Annotated in this window: 14 protein-coding genes; 7 read left to right on the top strand and 7 right to left on the bottom strand. The window is 62.4% G+C overall.

The window, feature by feature from the left end; translation table 11 throughout:
* Nucleotides 1–24: 24 nt before the first annotated feature.
* Nucleotides 25–2,667 carry an aminopeptidase N gene (gene pepN, locus AC0L37_RS12270; protein WP_282220979.1) on the bottom strand — a complete coding sequence of 881 codons (2,643 nt, stop codon included), beginning with the start codon at nucleotides 2,665–2,667 and terminating at the stop codon, nucleotides 25–27.
* A 317-nt stretch (nucleotides 2,668–2,984) separates the two neighbouring features.
* On the opposite strand from pepN, the gene AC0L37_RS12265 reads away from it, so the two are divergent.
* Nucleotides 2,985–4,871 (top strand): ABC transporter ATP-binding protein, encoded by a 1,887-nt coding sequence (locus AC0L37_RS12265; protein ID WP_282220980.1) that lies wholly within the window; start codon nucleotides 2,985–2,987, stop codon nucleotides 4,869–4,871.
* Here the strand turns inward: AC0L37_RS12265 and AC0L37_RS12260 are convergent.
* Nucleotides 4,868–6,847, bottom strand: a complete 1,980-nt coding sequence (locus AC0L37_RS12260; RefSeq protein WP_282220981.1) for a putative bifunctional diguanylate cyclase/phosphodiesterase — start codon at nucleotides 6,845–6,847, stop codon at nucleotides 4,868–4,870. The two genes, AC0L37_RS12265 and AC0L37_RS12260, sit on opposite strands and share 4 nt — an antisense overlap.
* A 264-nt stretch (nucleotides 6,848–7,111) precedes the next feature.
* Here AC0L37_RS12260 and AC0L37_RS12255 point away from each other — a divergent pair, with 264 nt between their 5' ends.
* The 4 genes from AC0L37_RS12255 to AC0L37_RS12240 all read left to right on the top strand — a co-directional run bounded on the left by AC0L37_RS12255 (nucleotide 7,112) and on the right by AC0L37_RS12240 (nucleotide 11,662).
* On the top strand, nucleotides 7,112–9,631 hold the full coding sequence (locus AC0L37_RS12255; protein ID WP_282220982.1) for a beta-mannosidase: 2,520 nt from the start codon (nucleotides 7,112–7,114) through the stop codon (nucleotides 9,629–9,631).
* 195 nt (nucleotides 9,632–9,826) lie between these two features.
* Complete coding sequence (locus AC0L37_RS12250) at nucleotides 9,827–10,720, top strand: DMT family transporter (protein ID WP_473313004.1); 894 nt, start codon at nucleotides 9,827–9,829, stop codon at nucleotides 10,718–10,720.
* Between the two features lie 22 nt (nucleotides 10,721–10,742).
* Nucleotides 10,743–11,423 (top strand): DMT family transporter, encoded by a 681-nt coding sequence (locus AC0L37_RS12245; protein WP_282220984.1) that lies wholly within the window; start codon nucleotides 10,743–10,745, stop codon nucleotides 11,421–11,423.
* 8 nt (nucleotides 11,424–11,431) lie between these two features.
* Nucleotides 11,432–11,662: a hypothetical protein gene (locus AC0L37_RS12240; RefSeq protein WP_282220985.1), complete on the top strand. Its 231-nt coding sequence runs from the start codon at nucleotides 11,432–11,434 to the stop codon at nucleotides 11,660–11,662.
* A 19-nt stretch (nucleotides 11,663–11,681) separates the two neighbouring features.
* Here AC0L37_RS12240 and AC0L37_RS12235 read toward each other — a convergent pair whose 3' ends face one another.
* A complete protein-coding gene (locus AC0L37_RS12235) occupies nucleotides 11,682–12,977 on the bottom strand; it encodes an NAD(P)/FAD-dependent oxidoreductase (protein WP_473313001.1) in 1,296 nt (431 codons plus the stop codon).
* Between the two features lie 71 nt (nucleotides 12,978–13,048).
* On the bottom strand, nucleotides 13,049–14,410 hold the full coding sequence (locus AC0L37_RS12230) for an FGGY-family carbohydrate kinase (protein WP_282220987.1): 1,362 nt from the start codon (nucleotides 14,408–14,410) through the stop codon (nucleotides 13,049–13,051).
* A gap of 94 nt (nucleotides 14,411–14,504) precedes the next feature.
* Between AC0L37_RS12230 and dusA the strand changes: the two genes are divergently transcribed.
* Nucleotides 14,505–15,554 carry a tRNA dihydrouridine(20/20a) synthase DusA gene (dusA, locus tag AC0L37_RS12225; protein ID WP_473315412.1) on the top strand — a complete coding sequence of 350 codons (1,050 nt, stop codon included), beginning with the start codon at nucleotides 14,505–14,507 and terminating at the stop codon, nucleotides 15,552–15,554.
* Here dusA and AC0L37_RS12220 read toward each other — a convergent pair.
* Nucleotides 15,551–16,042 (bottom strand): nucleoside deaminase, encoded by a 492-nt coding sequence (locus tag AC0L37_RS12220; protein ID WP_212658577.1) that lies wholly within the window; start codon nucleotides 16,040–16,042, stop codon nucleotides 15,551–15,553. The two genes, dusA and AC0L37_RS12220, sit on opposite strands and share 4 nt — an antisense overlap.
* 183 nt (nucleotides 16,043–16,225) lie before the next feature.
* Here AC0L37_RS12220 and AC0L37_RS12215 point away from each other — a divergent pair, with 183 nt between their 5' ends.
* Nucleotides 16,226–17,929: an alpha/beta hydrolase family protein gene (locus tag AC0L37_RS12215; protein ID WP_282220989.1), complete on the top strand. Its 1,704-nt coding sequence runs from the start codon at nucleotides 16,226–16,228 to the stop codon at nucleotides 17,927–17,929.
* 56 nt (nucleotides 17,930–17,985) lie between these two features.
* Here AC0L37_RS12215 and AC0L37_RS12210 read toward each other — a convergent pair whose 3' ends face one another.
* Both AC0L37_RS12210 and AC0L37_RS12205 read right to left on the bottom strand, forming a co-directional pair.
* On the bottom strand, nucleotides 17,986–18,672 hold the full coding sequence (locus AC0L37_RS12210; protein ID WP_269368356.1) for a retropepsin-like aspartic protease family protein: 687 nt from the start codon (nucleotides 18,670–18,672) through the stop codon (nucleotides 17,986–17,988).
* Between the two features lie 77 nt (nucleotides 18,673–18,749).
* A complete protein-coding gene (locus AC0L37_RS12205; protein ID WP_282220990.1) occupies nucleotides 18,750–19,592 on the bottom strand; it encodes an adenosylcobinamide-GDP ribazoletransferase in 843 nt (280 codons plus the stop codon).
* Nucleotides 19,593–19,642 lie beyond the last annotated feature (50 nt).

The following is a 19,642-nucleotide window of genomic DNA, read 5'->3' as shown; positions in this document are numbered from 1 at the left end:
AATTCTTCCAAGCTTGTCCGTATTTTAGCTTGCCAACATGCGGGCAAGTATGTCCGCCGTGTTGCGGCTCAGCGAACCCTTGGTCTGTAGCCCGCCCAGCGCCACCTTTGCGGCGTCGCGACGGCTCTGATCCAGCATCGGCCAGATCCGGAAGCCCGTCAGCACCCGGGCAGCCACCTGCGGATTGATCTTGTCTACCTCGGCAACAAAATCAGCCACAAAGCGGAAACCGGCCCCATCGGCGCGGGCGAACTGGGTCGGGTTGTTCATCGTGAACGATCCCATCAGTGAGCGCAGGCGGTTTGGATTGGTCTTGGGGAAGCCCGGATCGGCCAATACCGCCTGAATGCGCTCGATCACCCCATCTTCGGGCACCGATGCGGTGACCGCCAGCCACTTGTCCAGCACCAGCGGATCATTGGCCGCGAAATTGGCGTGGAAGTCGCCCAGCAGCTTGGCCGCGTCGGGCGTCCATGCAAGGGTGCTTGCGCTCAGGGCCGCCAACCGGTCGGTCATGTTGCGCGCGCCGGCATATTGCTGGGCGGCCAGCCCGACCGCACCGGCGCAATCACTGGCGACCATCAGGGCCAGCAGCCGGTTGCGCAACGACCGGCGACCCGTGCTCGCGGCATCTGGCGCATAGGGCGCCTCGCTCGACAGCGCCAGATAGGCATTGAGCATTTCCAGCGCCAGCGGGGCGAACACCGCCTGCAACAATTCCTTGCGCACCTTGTGCACGCGGTCCGGATCAATCTCCTTGCCAATGGTCCGGCTGATCTGCGCTTCGGCGGGCAGGCTCAGCGCCAGCGCCTTGAACGCATCATCCAGCGTGTCGCTGGCCAGGGTTTCAGCCATGGCCTGGCTTAGCGCCTTCACCGATGCGTCGCTCCACGGCGTGCCGTCAATGGCGGCCACGGCCAGCCCCATGCCGACATCCTGCAGCGCCTGCCAGCGATTGAATGGATCGCTGTCATGCTGGGCCAGGAACAACTGGTCGGCCTGGGACAGCGCGCTGTCCATGCTCACCGGCGCAGAGAATTCGCGCAGCAGCGAGGGGACCGGCTTGCTCGGCACGCCGCTAAAGGTGATCGTGGCGCTGGCAGCGTCGAGCACGATCATGTCCTGGCGCACATCGCCGCCCGTTACCCCGGTCCAGCTCATCTCGCTGCCATTGGGTCCGATCAGGGCGAACTTGATGGGCAGCACCAGCGCCGATTTTTCCGGCTGACCCGGCGTTGGCTGGGTCTCCTGCTTGAGGTTCAGCGTATAGGTCTGGCTGGCCGCATCATAGCTGTCGCTGACGCTCAGGCGGGGCGTGCCGGCCTGCAGATACCAGGTCTTGAATTGCTCCAGATCGACGTCATTGGCCTCGGCAAACACGGCCAGGAATGCCTCGATCGTGGTGGCTTCGCCGTCATGGCGCTCGAAGTACAGGTCCATGCCCTTGCGGAACCCGGCCTCGCCCAGCAGCGTCGCCAGCATGCGCACGATTTCGGCGCCCTTATTGTAGACGGTGGCCGTATAGAAGTTGTTGATTTCGTCATACTGGCTGGGCCGCGCCGGATGGGCCAGCGGGCCGCCATCTTCGGGGAATTGCGCCGCACGCAAGGTCACCACATCGGAGATGCGCTTGACGGGTCGGCTGCGCTCGTCGCTGGTGAATTCCTGATCGCGATACACCGTCAGCCCTTCCTTCAGGCACAGCTGGAACCAGTCGCGGCAGGTGATGCGATTGCCGGTCCAGTTGTGGAAATATTCGTGCGCGATCACGCGCTCAATGCCATCGTAATCGGCATCAGTGGCGGTCTCGGGCTGCGCGAACACCAACTTGTCGTTGAAGATGTTGAGACCCTTGTTCTCCATCGCGCCGAAATTGAAATCGGACACGGCCACGATGTTGAAGATATCCAGATCATATTCGCGGCCAAAGCGCCGTTCATCCCAGGCCATGGAGCGCTTGAGGCTATCCATGGCCCACAGGCACTGGTCTTCCTTGCCATGGGTGCAATAGATCGCCAGATCGACCTTGCGGCCCGAAGCGGTGGTGAAGCTGTCCGTGATCGATCCCAGATCACCCGCCACCAGCGCAAACAGATAGCTCGGCTTGGGGAAGGGGTCTTCCCACACGGCAAAGTGCATGCCGTCGCCGGCATCGCCCTGTTCGATCAGATTGCCGTTCGACAGCAGCACCGGCGCGACGGCCTGCGGCGCGGTGATGCGGACCTTGAACACGGCCAGATTGTCGGGTCGATCCAGATAATAGGTGATGCGGCGGAAGCCCTCGGCCTCGCACTGCGTGCACCAGGTGCCGCCCGAGCGATACAGCCCCATCAGCTTGGTATTGCCTGCGGGCTTGATGGTGACTTCGGTCTCGAGCACAAAGCGGCGCAGCGGCGGCTCGACTATGGTCAGGCTCGTCGCATCGGCGGCATAGGCCGATTGCACCAGTGGCGCGCCGTCAATGGCCACGGACCCAAGAGCAAGTTCATCGCCATCCAGCACCAGCGGCGTGCCTGCGGCAGTACCGGGGTTGGGCTCAATGGTCAGCTGCGCTCGGACCCGCGTATCAGCCTCGGTGATCTTGAAGTCGAGGTCTGCTGACACAATCCGGTACGGGCTGACCGCATAGTCCTTGAGGTAGATGGTTTGCTCGGTCTCGGTGCGCATGGAAGGATCCGTAAATTCGTCGGTCTGAAAATAAACTGTGGCCGCGCCGCAACAGCAGACTCGGCACTTTCGTGTAGTCTGGCGTCAGCGACTGCGCAGGTCCACTCTTGTACGCCAATTGGGACGGTATTGGGGAGGGGGTGTTCAGCCGCATCACGTGCCTCCTCTGTGCCAATTGCGGGCATATCGAGCGCGGTATCCGAATTTTTCGATCGGTCCTGCCCCTTTTGGCCTGTCCCGCCCGACCCGCAGCTGTGTCTGGGGCGGCGAGACCGGCCCCGGTGCAGGGCCCTTCGGCTCTAACCATGGTGACGACAATGCTGCGTTGGTTTGAACGGCGTCTCAATCCCTATCCCCCGGGCGACCCCGGCGAGCCGCCCAAGGGGCTGCTGGCCTTCTGCCTGCACTATAGTCATGGCGCCAAGAAGTGGCTGGCGTTGATGGCCGTCACCTCGGCGCTGATCGCCGCCGGTGAAGTGCTGCTTTATAGCTTTGTCGCCGATATCGTTGATTGGCTGGCCGATGCGGATCGCACCACTTTTCTGGCGCAGGAAGGCTGGAAACTGGCCCTGATGGGTGGCTTCGTCCTTATCGTTCTGCCGCTGCTGGTGCTGCTGAGCACGCTGGTCATGCACCAGACCCTGCTGGGCAATTTTCCGCAGCGCATTCGCTGGATGACCCATCGCTACCTGATCCGTCAGTCGATGAGCTATTTCCAGGACGAGTTTGCCGGTCGCATCGGCGCCAAGATGATGCAGACCTCGCTCGCCGTGCGCGAAGTGGTGATGAAGCTGCTCGATATCCTGGTCTATGTCGTCGTCTACTTCATCGGCGCGGTCATTCTGGTTGGCTCCACCGATCTGCTGCTGGCCGTGCCCTTCCTGGCTTGGCTCGCGGCCTATGTCGGCATGATGTTCTACTTCGTGCCAAGGCTGGGCAAAATCGCCCAGGAGCAGGCCGATGCCCGCTCGCTGATGACCGGCCGCATTGTCGACAGCTACACCAACATCGCCACGGTCAAGCTGTTCTCCCATTCCAACCGGGAGGAGACCTACGCCAAGGAGGCCATGGACCAGTTCCTCGACACCGCCTACCGGCAGATGCGACTGGCCAGTGTGCTGCAGGTCTCGATCCTGTTCTCAAACTATGTCCTGCTCGCAGCTGTGGCAGGCGTCGGCATCTGGGCCTGGCTGGGTGGCAATCTGACTGCTGGTGCGCTCGGCGTGTCGCTGGCGCTGGTCATGCGCTTTCAGGGCATGAGCCAGTGGGTGATGTGGGAAATGTCCTCGCTGTTCGAAAACATCGGCACCGTGCGCGACGGCATCTCCTCGATCTCGCTGCCGCGCGTCGTTTCCGATGATCCGGCAGCCGAGCCGATTGGTACCGTCAAGGGTGATATCAAGTTCGAGAATGTCTCGTTCCACTATGGCAAGACCGGTGGTGTGATCGAGGACCTCAACCTGCATATCCGGCCCGGCGAAAAGATCGGTCTTGTCGGACGTTCCGGCGCGGGCAAGTCGACCATCGTCAATCTGCTGCTGCGCTTCTATGACCGCGCCGATGGTCGCCTGCTCATCGATGGGCACGATATCGCCAAGGTCACACAGGACAGCCTGCGCGCCAATATCGGTGTGGTCACCCAGGATACCTCGCTGCTGCATCGTTCGGTGCGGGAGAACATCCTCTATGGCCGCCCCGATGCGACTGAGGAAATGATGCGCGAAGCAGCCGATCTGGCCGAAGCCAGCGACTTCATCGTTGGGCTGAGTGATCCCAAGGGGCGCATGGGCTTCGACGCCCATGTCGGCGAACGCGGCGTCAAGCTCTCCGGTGGGCAGCGCCAGCGCATCGCCATTGCCCGGGTATTGCTCAAGAATGCCCCGATCCTGGTGCTTGATGAAGCGACTTCCGCGCTCGATTCAGAGGTGGAAGCAGCCATTCAGGGTCAGCTGCAATTGCTCATGCAGGGCAAGACGGTGATCGCCATTGCCCATCGGCTGTCCACCATTGCCATGATGGATCGTCTGGTGGTGCTCGATAAGGGGCGGGTCGTGGAGACCGGCACCCATGCCGAGCTGGTCGATAGCGGTGGTATCTATTCCGGCCTCTGGCATCGCCAGTCGGGTGGTTTCATCGACGTCGACCAGGCCGAGGTCAGCCGCCCAGTAGGCGGCAAGCAACTCACCGGTGCCGCGAACCGCTAGTTTGCGGCACCAAGCTTTTCGATGGATTTGGCGCCCCAGCTGGCTTGCTCCTGGGCAACCTGCGTGAGCATGGTGTCTTCATCGACCGGCCGCCCGAACAGATAACCCTGCATCAGCGTGCCGCCCAACGTCTTGAGCGTGGTCAGCTGTTCCTGGGTTTCGACACCCTCGAACACGCACGAAATCCCCAGATTGTGGGACATGTCCACCATCGTCTTGACGATGGCCCGGCTGGTGGTGTCACCGACAATGTCGGCTACAAAGCTGCGGTCGATCTTGATCCGGTCAAGCGGCAGCTTCTGCACATGGGTCAGGCTGGAATGGCCCGTGCCGAAATCATCCAGCGCAATGCGCGAACCAAGCGTCAGCAGGCTCGCCAGCGCATCGCCAGCCTGCTTCATGTCACGCATGATGGCCGTCTCGGTGATCTCGAAGTCGATCCGGCAGGGCTGCCCCGCCGCTTCCACCAATTCGATAATGGCCTCGGTCGCAGGCGTCGATCCGACATCGTTGGCCGACAGATTGACCGATAGCCTGATATGCTGTGGCAACTTGGCGGAGGCTGCCAGTGCCTTGCGCAGCACGGTCTGGGTGATCCGGCAGATCACCCCGGTGCGCTCGGCCAATGGAATGAACTCAACTGGAGAGACCTGACCCAGAACCGGGCTGTTCCAGCGCGCCAGCACCTCATAGCCTGTCGTGCAGTTCAGCGCCGTGTCGAATTGCTGCTGGAAGACGATGGAAAGCTCGGCATCCAGATCGGCCGTGTAGAGTTCATGCTCGATGCGGCGCACCTTGCTGATCTCGTGCTCGTGGCGTTCAGCGAACACCAGCGCGCTGCCGCGGCAGTCCCGCTTGGCAAGTGATGTCACATAGTCAGCCCGGTCATAGACCATCGCGGCGCTGTCGCCGGGGCGCGCCGTGGCCAACCCTACCGAAGCCGACAGATGGATATTGGCGCTCTGCAAATCAAAGGAACTGCGCATGGCCCGGCACAGCACGGCTCCGAACTTGTTCAGGATGTCGTCGGACATCGGCCCTGACAGCACCAGCGCAAAATTGTCCACGCCCAGCCGCGAAACAAACGTGCCCGGCGGGCGCAGCATGTTGAGCCGGCGCGCCACTTCCACCAGAACGCGGTCACCGGTTATCTGGCCAAAGATCTCATTGACCGACTTGAAGCTGTCCAGATCAAGTCGCACCACGGCGATTTCGGACCCTTCAGGCTGTGGCGTGCTCAGCATTTGGTCCAGATGACGATCGAGCGATCGGCGATTGGGCAGACCGGTCAGCGTATCGACATTGGCCAGTCGGTCGTTTTCATCCGACAGCCTCTGGGTTTCGGTCTGTTTCTGCGCCATGGCCGTACGTGAGGCCACCAGGGCCGAGAAGTCGCGGTAATTGCCCATCAGCACAAACAGCATCACCACCACGACCGCCGCCAGATTGATGGCCATGGCCGCCAGCACCGGATGGTTCATGGCCAGCATCACCAGGGTGAACGGCAACAGGGCCAGTGCCCCCATGGTCAGCGCCGCGGCGCGCACATGCATCAGGCAGAACATGCAGCCAATCGTGGTGATGCCGCAAAAGAACACCACCTGTGATTGCTGATAGCCATCGCCATAGGGCAATAGGCCGATGGTCCATACGGCAAAGCCGACCGAAAGGACCGGCATGACGCGCATCATCATGCCAATGCTGCGCCGCGCTTTTTCCAGATCTTGCGAATTCCCGCGATCGCGCCACCACGAAGCAATGCGCGCCAGACTGGCCAGCGTGAGGATTGCCGGAACGTAGATGGCCAGAAGATCAGGTGCGACGCCGACATGGGTGCTGGCCAGAATAACGGTGTTCACCAACACCATGGCGTACATCAGCGGCACCTGCCGTGACAGCGCTTGTGCCTGCGCCAGCACGAGCTCCGGATCGTCGGGAACCGAAAACAGCCGTTTGATTGACTTTACTGTCCACATGGACGGGTCCCTTGCCTGGGCACAGGTTAGACGCGCAAATCCTAATACAAGCGTAAACGTTGTCGCTGCCAAAACCAGCATTTGGTTGTTTGCCTGCAATAGCAACGCTGCAAAAACTCAAAAATCCCTCATTTCACCCATTGGAAGCGCTCAAAAGATTGGGTAGACCTGCAATGAAATCGATTGCATAGGGGCTTCCAACCCCCATTGCACCCAGAACCAAGCAGTGAGGGTGGGCCAGGCGGCCCCCCGGAGGAGCCTTTCATGTCCATTCCCGCCACCTATTCGGCTCTCGATCTGGCCGGCAGCTTCGCGCTGACATCGCCGACCAGCGATATCGCCGTGCCGTTGACCCTGCCCGGGGATGTGCATGCCGCGCTGCTCGCCGCCGAGAAGATTCCCGACCCCTATTATGGCGAAAACGAAAAGCAGGTGATGTGGGTCAACGAGACCGCCTGGTCCGTTGAGCGCAGCTTTTCCGCCAGCGCCGCCGATATTGACGGCTATCTGACCCTGACCCTGGCCGAGGTCGATTGCATCGCCACCATTTCGCTCAATGGTGAAGTGGTCGCCGAGACGCAGAACAGCTTCCTGCGCAACGATATCGACGTGACCGGCAAGGTGCGGGAAGGGGACAATACCCTGCGCATCGATTTCGCCATCGCGCCCGACGTTGCAAAGGCACGTGCCGATGCCCATCCGTTCCCGATCCCCTTCACCAAGAACTACCAGACCAATGGTCTCAAGGGCATCCACATGAACTTCATCCGCAAGGCCGCGTGCCATGCGGGGTGGGACTGGGGCATCTGCATCATGCCCATCGGCGTCTATGGCACCATGAGCCTGCGCAAGTCGCGCCTGGCGCGTCAGGAGAGCGTCCAGGTCGATCAGGCCCATGGCAGCAATTCGGTCGAACTGTCTGTCAAGACTCGGCTTTTTGCCTTTGCCCATGGTGAAGTAGAGCTTGAACACACCATTGACGGTCAGACCATCACCGACAAGGTCGTGGTCAATAAGGGCGAGAACGTCTTCATCCATAACCTCACCATCAAGAACCCCAAACTGTGGTGGCCAGCCGGGCAGGGCGAGCAGCCGCTCTACGAACTGGTGACCAATCTGGAAGGGGAGAAGACCACCCGCCAGATCGGTCTGCGCAAGCTGGAATGGATCGTCGAGCCCGACGAAATCGACCACACCTTCAAATGCCGCATCAATGGCCGCGACATCTCCATGCTGGGTGCCAACTGGATCCCGGCCGATGCCATTCCCAGCCGCATCACCCCCGATGTCATTCGCGACCTGCTTGGCAGTGCCAAGGCCGCCAATATGAACATGCTGCGCATCTGGGGCGGTGGGCAGTACGAGCCCGATTATTTCTACGAGATGTGCGACGAGCTGGGCATTCTGCTCTGGCACGATTTCATGTTCGCCTGCATGAGCTATCCCTCCGACCGCCCATTCCTGGACAATGTGCGCGCCGAGATCACCCAGCAGGTCCGTCGCCTCAGCCACCACGCCTGCATTGCCCTGTGGTGCGGCGACAATGAAGTGATCGGCTCGCTCTCCTGGTATCCCGAAACCAAGGCCGCGCCCGAGCGCTACGTCGCCAATTACGACCGCCTCAACTCCATGCTCGGCAATATCGTCGAGGATGAGGATCCCGCGCGCCGCTTCTGGCCGTCCTCGCCCTCCATGGGTTATCTTGACTTCTCCGATGGCTGGCACGCCGATACCCGCGGCGACACCCATTACTGGGACGTCTGGCACTCGGCCAAGAGCTTCGAGGCCTACCGCACGGTCAATCCGCGCTTTGCCTCTGAATTCGGCTTCCAGTCTTTCACCTCGATGAACATCATCGAGACCTTTGCCGAGCCCAGGGATCGCAATCCGTCCTCGCCGGTGATGGAAAACCATCAGCGCAATGATGGCGGCAATGCCCGCATTCTTGAAACCATGACGCGCTATTTCCGCTTCCCGCGCGATTTCGACCAGATGGTGTTCCTCTCCCAGATCCAGCAGGGCCTGGCCATCAAGACCGCCATTGAATACTGGCGCTCGACCAAACCACGTTGCATGGGCACGCTGTTCTGGCAGATCAACGACATCTGGCCCGTCGCGTCATGGTCCAGCCTGGACTACGGCGGGCAGTGGAAACTGCTGCAATATATGGCCAAGCGCTTCTTCCTGCCGCTCAGTGTTGTCGCCGTGCCGGTCCATGACGATGTGCAGACCAATTCACGCGGCACGCCCGTCGAAGGCGCTGAACCCACATCCATCGTGCTGCGCGCCATCAACGATACGGGCGCTCCGACCAGCATCGCGCTCGACGTCCGCGCCGTCAAAATCGGCGGTGGTGACCGCGTCGTCTTCTCGGGCAATTGCGCCGTCGGTCCCGACGCTGCCATCGAGGTGTCCAAACTCGCCGCTGCCGATCTGGCCGCCGACGAGTTCCTGTTCTTCTCCTGGCGCGATGCCAAGGGCAATCTGCTGGGCGAAAACGACTATTTCCCCAAGCCCTACAAGGCCTACGAACTGGTCAGCCCGACCATCACCAGCGCCTGGTCCGACCGCGATGGTCAGCCGGTGCTGACCCTGTCATCGGACAAGCCCGCCCTGTTTGTCACCGCCACGGTCGATCTGCCCGGCTACTTCTCGGACAACGCCATCACGCTCCTGCCGGGCCGGACCACCGAACTGGTCTTCACCCCGCGCCACGGCGCTACGGTCTCGTCGACCGATCTGGCCAAGAGCCTGAAGGTGCGCAATCTGGCCGAGACGTTCTAAGAACTCCAGCCACACCTCTCGGCCTCCCCTTGATGGGGGAGGCCGGGAGGGAGTGACGCGCCGGCCAACAGAATCCGTCGATCTCATCACAATCATCTACCATACAAGATTTTGCCGCCGGTGACATTGACACCCATGGCATGATCTTTATGCCTGTATCCAAGGCCGCGCCTCCTCGCGGCACTCGGATCAGCCATGTCTACAGCTTTTGCACCGCCCCCTGAGCGCCGTCTGTTCGGCATCGGGCTCGCTCTCGTCGCCTACTTCGTGTTCACCGGCATCGACAGCTCGGCCAAATGGCTGGGACAGCTGGGCTTCCCGCTGATGCAGATCGTGTTCCTGCGCTATGTCGTCCATCTGGCGCTGGTGTCGGCCATCAACCTGCCGCAACAGGGCCTGAACCTGGTGCGCACCGGCAATCTGCGGCTGCAGATCCTGCGCGCGGTGGCCATGCTGGGCATGTCGGTTGGCAATTTCCTCGCCGTGCAATACCTGCCCCTTACCGTTACCGGCGCCATCGGCTTCACCATGCCGCTGATCCTGTGTGCCCTCTCGGTGCCCATGCTGGGTGAAACCGTGGGCTGGCGCCGCTGGGCTGCCATCGGTGTCGGCTTCATCGGCGTTCTGGTGATCGTGCGCCCCGGTTCCGACGCCTTTCATCCCGCCTCGCTGCTGGCCCTGGCAGGCACGGCCAGCTCGGCCTTCTATTTCATTTTCACCCGGCGTCTGGCCGGCGTCGACAGCCCGGCCACCAGCCAGTTCTATGTCGGCATTTTCTCCACGCTCGTGCTGGCGCCCTTTGCGCTTGCCAATTGGGTCTGGCCGGACTCGATCGACGGCTGGATCGCCTTTTTTGCCATCGGCATGTTCGGCTTTGTCGGTCACCAGTTGATCACCGTCGCCTATGGCTTCGCCCCCGCCGCAGTGATTGCCCCTTTTCCTATCTGCAGATCATCTTCATGGCGCTGGCCGGCTGGCTGGTGTTCGACCAATTGCCCGATATCTGGCTTTATGCTGGCGCGCCAATCGTCATCGGCAGTGGCCTCTATATCTGGCTGCGTGAGCGTCAGCTGGCCAAGCCGGTGGTGACACCCATCGCCGAGGTTCGCTGATGGCGCGCCCGGTGGCCGGCCTGGAAGAAAACGCCAGCAAGGGCATTCTGCTCTTGCTGGTTGCGCAGTCCATTCTGGTGTTTCTCGACATCTCGGCCAAATGGCTTTCGGGCACAGGCATGCCAACCTCCGAGATCATCTTTGTGCGCTATGGCGTACATGTGGCGCTGCTGCTGGCGATCTTTGTGCCCCTACGCGGGCGCGATATGTTCGTCACCCGAAACTGGAAGCTTGAGGTCGCGCGCGGGCTCTGCCTGCTGGGCACCACCGGCGGCAATTTCCTCGCCATGCGCTACCTGCCGCTGACGGTCACCGGCGCGCTGATCTTTTCGTCGCCTCTGATGGTCTGCGCGCTATCGGGTCCCATGCTGGGCGAAAAGGTGGGCTGGCGCCGCTGGATGGCCATTGGCGCTGGCTTCATTGGCATTCTGATCATCGTGCGCCCCGGTACCGAGGCGTTCCACCCCGCTGCGCTGCTGGGTATCGGCGCAGCATTTTTCATCGCGCTGTTCTCTATCCTGACCCGCAAGCTTGCAGGGGTGGACACGGCGGTCACCCAGCAGGTCTACGCTGGTGGCACCGCGCTGCTACTGGTTACGCCCATTGCCTTCACCGATTGGGTTTGGCCTACCCAGACTGCTTCATGGCTGGCCTTTTTGCCGCAGGCACCGCCGGCATGATTGGGCACATGCTGATATCGGTCGCACACCGTTACGCCGCGCCGTCGACGCTGGCCCCGTTCAACTATCTGCAACTGCTCTATCTGGCTCTGGCCAGCTGGGTGCTGTTCAGCCAGCCGCCCGATAATGGCTTTTATCTTGGCGCCAGCATCATCGTGGCCAGCGGGCTCTATATCTGGCTGCGCGAGCGAAAGCTGCGCCGGCCATCCACCTCGGTGGACGAGGTGCTTGAGGCCTGAAGTTCAGAGCATGCCTTGCTCAATCGCCCTCGCTGACTTCCTTGATCGGCGCAGGGCCATTGGCGTCGCCCTGGGTAATCAGCCGGGCACGGCGCTGGCCGCTGAGATAGATCCACAGCCAGCTCAGCGTCACGAAGATGCGGTTCTTGAGGTCCACAAGAAAGTAGATGTGGGCAAAGCCCCACACCCACCAGGCCACCCAGCCGGTCAGCTTGATCCAGCCGAAATCGATCACCGCCGCCTGCTTGCCGATCGCCGCCAGATCGCCGGCATGGCGATAGCGAAAGGGCACAGGCTCGGTCCTGCCTGCCAGCCGTTGATTGATTACCCGCGCGGCGTGCCTGCCGCCTTGCTTGGCCGCATCGCCCACGCCTGGCACTGGCTTGCCGTCATCCATGCTGATGCTGGCCGTGTCGCCCACCACAAAGATTTCGGGATGCCCCGGCACCGACAGATCTGGTGCCACCCGCACTCGACCGGCCCGGTCAGGCTCGACCCCTAGCCATTTGGCGGCTGGCGATGCGGCGACCCCTGCCGCCCAGATCACCGTATGGGTCGCGAGGCGCTTGTCGCCATAGGTCACGCCCTCGCCATCAATGGCACTGACCATCTGCCCCAGTTCAACCTCGACCCCCAACTGCCGCAGCGCCTTGAGCGTATAGGCCGATAGGGATTGATCGAAATTGAGCAGCACGCGGTCGCCGCCCTCGATCAGCACCACCCGCGCCTCATTGGGCTGGATGGTCTTGAACTCGCCCTGCAGGCTTGATCGCGCCAGCTCGATCATTGCCCCGGCCATTTCCACGCCGGTCGGGCCCGCACCGATAATGGCAAAGGTCAGCAGCGCGCGCCGTTTGTCGGGATCGCTTTCGCGTTCCGCCGCCTCAAATGCCAGCAGCAGCTTGCGGCGGATGGTAGTGGCATCTTCAAGGGTCTTCAGACCCGGAGCGAACTGCTCCCAGTCGTCATGGCCGAAATAGGCGTGCCGCGCCCCGGTGGCCAGGATCAGGCTGTCATAGCCGACCGCACTGCCATCATCGAGCTGCACCTGCTGCGCAGCCGTATCGACCCCGGTCACATTGGCCAGCAGTGTCGTGACATTGTCGCGCTTGCGCAGGATGTGTCGGATTGGCCAGGCAATTTCAGCGGTGCTCAGCGAGGCCGTCGCCACTTGATACAGCAGCGGCTGAAACAGGTGATGGTTGCGCCGGTCGATCAGCGTCACGTCAACATCCGCCTTGGCCAGCGCCTGCGCCGCCGACAGACCGCCAAAGCCGCCGCCGACAATCACCACACGATGCTTTGCACTGCTCATCACAACCCTCCGCTCGAGAGATAGGGAAGCGGGCCAGAGCCTTCAATCAGCCCGGGCGCATGGCTCCCTTGTCAGGCCAGCCGCTGCCGCCAGCGTTCGGCATAGCCGTCAAAGCCCACATGCTGCAGCGGTGCCACGGGCGTGCCTGAAGCCACTCCTGCCGCCCCGCCAAACAGCATGCTGGCACCCAGGCTGGTGCCGGTCGCATCGCCCGATGCCACCACTGGCACACCGGTTAGCCGCGCCAGCGCCGCTGCATAGAGCTGGTTCCGCGCCAGTGGTCCCTCAATGATTATCTGCTTGCCCAACCCGCACAGCTCAAGACAGGTCTGGGTCACCAGCGCCAGATAAAGCGAGACCGCAGCCGTGCGCTCGCCTGGGCTGAGTATATCGGGGTCACTTGTCCAGCAGCCGACATGGCCGGGGAAGGGCCCCACGCCCGCCATGAAGCTGGGCAGCGCCTGAACGTCCCCTTTGATCACCGCATCGGCATCTTCGCTCGTCGGTGTCACTGCGCCGGGCGCCAGCATGTCGAATTCGCGCCCGCCCATGAAGCGCGCAGTCGGCACCGGTCGGCCATAGGCATCGACATTGGCCAAGCTGTCGCGTGCCGGATCAAGATGGGTGGTGTCGCCGCCAACGGTCATGGCGATGGCCCAGGTGCCCGTCGACAGGATCGTGAACGGCTCCTCATGCGCCCCCAGATGCGGCAGCAAGGACGCGTTGGAATCGTGAATGCCGCAGGTGACCGGCGTCTCGGCCCGCAAGCCGGTGGCTTCGGCAATATCTGCGCGCAGCGTTCCCAGCACGGATGCCGCAGGCCGCACCTCGGGGAACAGGTCGCGCCAGCCTTGCCCGGTCACCAGCGACGAGAAATCGGCTTTGCCGGGCGCCCACAGATCGCTATGGCAGCCCAGCGACGTCACTTCGCTTGCCATGATGCCGGTCAGTCGCCAGGCCCAGTATTGCGGATAGCTCAGAATCTGCGTGACCGTGGCGAACGCCTCGGGGAATTTCTGGCTCTGCCAGAACAATTGCGCACCGATATTGAGCCCGTTGGGCAGTCGCGGCGACAGCGTCTCGGCAAAGTCGGGTCGCACCGCGCCATAGGCGTCACGCATATCCTCGGGACCGGCATGTTCATAATCGAGTACCGGCAGCGCCAGCGCATCGCCCGCCAGCAGCGCCGCCGTCGCGCCATGGGTGGTGATCGAAATGCCGTCCACCCCGTGCTCGGTCTGCAGTGCCCCCAGGCTCTCCAGCATGAAACTCCATAACCGCTCCACATCAGCATGCGGATAGGGCCCGTCCGCGCGCACCGTGTTGGGGGTGCTGCGCGCCGCCAGTTGCTGCTTGGTATGGGCATCAATCAGCACAACCTTGGCATTGGTCTTGCCAATATCGATGACGGCGATGAAACGGGGCAGGGGCATATCAGGGGCACTCGCTGAACGTCGTGCAGCCGCAATACTGGAATTTGGCGCCAATGACCATAACTGACATGTTAGCCCTTGGTGCAATGCACCTCTGTCCCCAGCCACTGGCCAATCTGCACGATCTGCGCTATTTGCCCGCCCCATGACCGCACTTGCCCGCGCCCGACGCTTTAGCGTCGCCCCGATGATGGACTGGACGGACCGCCATTGCCGGTACCTCCATCGCCTGTTGACGCGCCAAAGCCTGCTGTTCACCGAGATGGTCACCAGCGCCGCCATCATGCACGGCGATGTCGACCGCCATCTGCGCTTTGACTCGTTCGAGCAGCCGGTTGCCCTGCAACTGGGCGGCTCCGATCCCGCTGAGCTCGCCGCCGCCACCCGCCTTGCCGATAATTACGGCTATGCCGAAATCAATCTCAATGTCGGCTGCCCGTCCGACCGCGTGCAGTCGGGCCGTTTTGGTGCCTGCCTGATGGCCGAGCCTGATCTGGTCGCCCAATGCGTCCGCGCCATGCGCGATGCCACCGACCGCCCGGTGACGGTGAAGTGCCGCATCGGCATTGACGATCAGGATGTCGAAACCGGTCTCGACCGCTTCGCCGACGCCATGGTCGACGCCGGCGTCGACGCGCTCTATGTCCACGCCCGCAAGGCCTGGCTCCAGGGTCTCTCGCCCAAGGAAAACCGCACCATTCCGCCGCTCGACTATGACCGGGTCTATCGCCTGCGCGCCCGTCTGGCGCCGCTGCCGGTCTTTATCAATGGCGGCATCGACACGCTGGAACTGGCGCAAGCCCAGTTTGAGCACACCGATGGCGTCATGATGGGCCGCGCCGCCTATCACAATCCCATGCTGCTGGCCGAGGTCGATCAACGCTTCTTTGGCGCCACCACCGAGCCGGTGACCCTGGCCGCCGTCATGCACGCCATGGCCGATTATGCCGATCGCGAACTCGCCGCCGGTGCCCGCCTCAACAACATCACCCGCCATATGCTGGGTCTGGCGGCCGGACTGCCCGGCGCCCGCCAGTTCCGCCAGATCATGAGCGTGGATGCCTGCAAGCCCGGCGCCGATTCAGCGGTCATGCTGCGCGCCCTCGATGCGGTAAACCGCCATCGTCTCGAACAGGCGAGCTAGCCACGGCTGCCCCAGTAATCGGCCTGCAGCGCGCTGGCTTCATCCTCCAGCAGCGGGCCGACTACCTCGGTTGGCCGCTGCCCGGCCTCAAATACCACCACGCAGGGCAGGTCCAGCGTCGGGTTTTCCGGATTGTCGCCGGTGATCGCCTTGAGCGCCACCTCGGTCTGGCCGAACACCACCCGGCCAATACCCGCCCAATAGATCGCGCCCGCGCACATCGCACAGGGTTCTGCCGAACTGTACAGCGTCGCCCCGGCCAATACCGTCAGGCTGTAAGTCTTGCCCGCCCGTGTCGCCAGCAGCTTTTCCGCATGCGCCGTGCGGTCGCGTCCCTCAGCGGTAAAGCCATTGCCCTGTTCCATCAGGATCACGCCCTTGCTGTCGGCCAGCACCGCGCCAAAGGGGTGGTCGCCGCCCGCGCGCGACTGACTGGCCACGGCGAAGGCGCGGCGCAGATTGGCTTCGTCATAGGGGCGCTGGCTCATGGCAATTCCACTCCTGGGTTTGGGGCTTCAGGCTAGCCCGCGCGCTGCGCCAACGGAAGTCATCAATGGCTTTCGTTAATGCGCGCAAATATTTCGTTTGTGGCGCGTTCGGTTTCGTATTAGGGGCTAGGTAACATGTCAGTGACGGGTAATGGCCCGCACTACAGCAAGGGGAGCCTCTACATGTTACGCAAATTCCGCCTGTTCCATATTGGATGGGTCATCATTCTTCTGGGCGCATTGCTCGCTCATTTCATTCAGACCTCCGGCGACGTGACCATCAAGGATCTGCGTTTTACCGGCAATAACGGCCAGACCCTGAGCGGTCTGCTTTATGTGCCACCCGGCGTCAGTGCCGAAAACAAGGCCCCCGCCATTCTCGCGGTTCATGGCTATATCAACAGCCGCGAAACCCAGTCCGGCTTTGCCATCGAATATGCCCGTCGCGGCTATATCGTGCTGGCGCTCGATCAGTCCGGTCATGGCTATTCCGACGCGCCCGCCTTTGCCAACGGCTTTGGTGGACCCGGCGCGCTGGCCTATCTGCGCAATCTCGATATCGTCGATGTCGACAATATCGGTCTTGAAGGCCACTCCATGGGCGGCTGGACCATTCTGGCTGCCGCTGGCGCGCTGCCCGATGGCTACAAGTCCATGGTGCTTGAAGGCTCCAGCACCGGTGCGCCGTTCGCTGCCGATGGCACCACCGAATGGCCACGCAATCTGTCGGTCGTGTTCTCGAAATATGACGAGTTCAGCCAGCTGATGTGGGGCGTTGATCGTGCCCAGGATGCGCCGACCAGCCCCAAGCTGCAGGCCGTGTTTGGCACCACCGAAACCGTTGTGCCCGGCCAGATCTATGGCGACATCGCCGCTGGCACAGCCCGCGTTCTCGAAATGCCCAACACCACCCATCCCGGCGATCATCTTTCGCCAGAAGCCATCGGCTATTCCATCGACTGGTTCGCCCAGACGCTCGATGGCGCTGACCCAATCCCCTCCGGCGACCAGATCTGGCTCTGGAAGGAAATCGGCACGCTGATCGCTCTGATTGGCTTCGTCGTTCTGCTCGCCGGGACATTCGACATGCTGCTGGCCGCACCCGCCTTTGCCGCCATGCGTTCCACTGCCGTGCCAGCTGCGCACACCAGCCGTGGGGCCAAGTGGTGGATTGCTTTCGCGCTGAGCGCCTTTGTGCCTGTGCTGACCTACTACCAGTTCTTCGCCTGGGGTGGTCAGCTGTTCCCGGCCTCGGCATTGCTGCCACAGACCATTACCAGCCAGATCGCCTTCTGGGCGGTTCTGAACGGCCTGATCGTCTTCCTGGTCGGCTTCGTGCTCAAGGGCGACAAGGTCGAAGGCCGTGGCCCCATCTGGGGTGCCGTGCTGATCGCGCTATCCACCGTGGGTATCGGCTATCTGTTCGTGCTGGCCGCCGACTTCCTGTTCAAGATCGACTTCCGCTTCTGGGTTGTTGCCCTCAAGCCGATGAGCCTTGTCCAGTTCAAGATCGCTCTGGTCTACCTGGTGCCGTTCACTGCCTTCTTCGTGTTCGCCCTGCGCGGCCTGCATACTGGTCTGTCGGTGGCTGGCGATAGCCGTCTGGTCCAGTACTTCAGCAATGTCGGCGCGCTTGCGCTCGGCTTCCTGGTGTTCCTGGCCTTCCAGTACGGCACGCTGCTGTTCAGTGGTCATCTGTTCTCGATGAACGAGCCGCTCAACACCGTGATTGCCATGCAGTTCCTGCCACTACTCTCAATCGTGGCGTTCCTGTCCACCTTCGCCTGGCGCCGCACCGGCAGCTATCTGCCTGGCGCCTTCATCAACGCCCTTTTCGTCACCTGGTACATCGTGGCCGGGCAGGCGACACAGTTCCCCGTCAGCTAACGACGCGGACCCGCGAAAACGAGACGGCCGGTGTGCGCACCGGCCGTTTTTTTGCTCTAGTCCAGCAGCTCCAGCGAATTCTGCGTCACGCTGTACCGGCTCAGTGTCTCAAGGAACGTCATCCCCAGCAAGCTGGTTTCAAGCGCATCGGCCTCGGCGACAAACGCCACAATGCCCTGCCGGGCAATACCGCCCACCACCAGATTGTCCAGCTTCACCCGGGCCGCGCGCCCGGTGCCATTGGCGGTCGAGACCGGAACGGAAAACCGCAGTTTCTTGGTGCTGATCCCCGCCGCTTCCGCATCGGCAATAGTCAACACTACAGCGCTGGCGCCGGTATCGAAGATCATCGGCGTGGTATGGCCGTTCACTGTCGCATTGATTTCGAAATGCCCGCCAATGCCGCGCCGGAATGTCGCCGTGCCCTGTTCCACATTGACCATGGCAACGCCGGGCTGCAGTTCGCCGGCCACCCGACCCCAGACGCCCAGGATTTCATCGCGATAGGCGTAGCTCAGGCTCGCCACGCCGAAAATGCCGACCCACAGCACCAGGCTTGTCAACAGTTCCTTGGCCTTGCGCCGCCTTGTGAACAGCCCACCGGCGAACACGATGAGCAGCACCAGGAGCGGGATCAACTGCGCCGTCTGCATCTGGTTCAGCCCCACCAGCGTACCGGCATCGGCGCTGATCAGCAGGGCCAGCCCGACGGCGACGAGCAACGCAATCCCAATGAAAATCATACTGTTGCGCTTTCGTGTCGTGACAGGGCTCTGGTTTGATAAAGGCATTGCAGGTGGCCAATTCAAGGCCGCCCGGCTCAGGCAAATGGCAGCAGCGCACACAATACGGCGATTTCAACCAGGGCTCCAAGCGCGCCGATCAGATCGCCAGTCTGTCCCCCAACCAGTCGCCTGCACAACGCGCTCCAGCCTGCGATCACCACCAGCGCGGCCACCAGGGCAAACCCCAGTGCCACCAGATTGGTTGCCGGCGCGGCCAGCACAAACAGCAGCACCACGGCAAACACCGCCCCGACGCCAAAGCTGCGGCCACGGACGGTGCCCGCCGTTGCCGAGACCCCGTCGCTGCGGGCAGCAGGCAGTGCCACGGCCAGCCAGAGCGCGCCCGATCGTCCCACAATTCCTGCGGCCAGCCAGATCGCGCCGGCGGCCAGGGGGTTGAACGCAGCGATCGCGCCCAGCCCGCTTACCCGCAACATCAGGAACAGGCACAGCGCCGCCACCCCATAGGTGCCGTGGCGGCTGTCTTTCATGATCTCGAGGCGCCGGGCCACACTGTGCCCGCCAAACAACCCATCCGCCGCATCAGCCAATGCATCTTCGGCCATCGCGCCGCTGACCATCACCATGGCGGCCACTGCCAGTGCGGCAGCAAAATAGGCCGGCAGGCCGATCAAACCTCCGCCGATCAACAGCAGGGCCGGGCCAATGCCAATCACCACGCTGGCCAGCGGCAGTGCCATGGCAATCCGGTTCAGCTCCGGCTTCTGATGCGGCGAATTGCCAGTGGGCAGACGCGAGAAGAAGCGCAGCGCCATCACCAGATCATCGGCCAGCCCCAAGCCGCCCGGGCGTGTCTCGGCGCGGCTCGGCTCCATTGCCTCAGGCGCAATGGCGTCCTCGGGTCGGTGCTCGGTCAATTGCTTTTGGCCTCGTTCTACGCAACAAGATGGCCTCCTTCCTACCACAG

This window comes from Devosia sp. J2-20, assembly GCF_055808475.1.
Note: the sequence above shows the minus strand (reverse complement) of the source record. Positions and strands in the feature narration are given on the sequence as shown.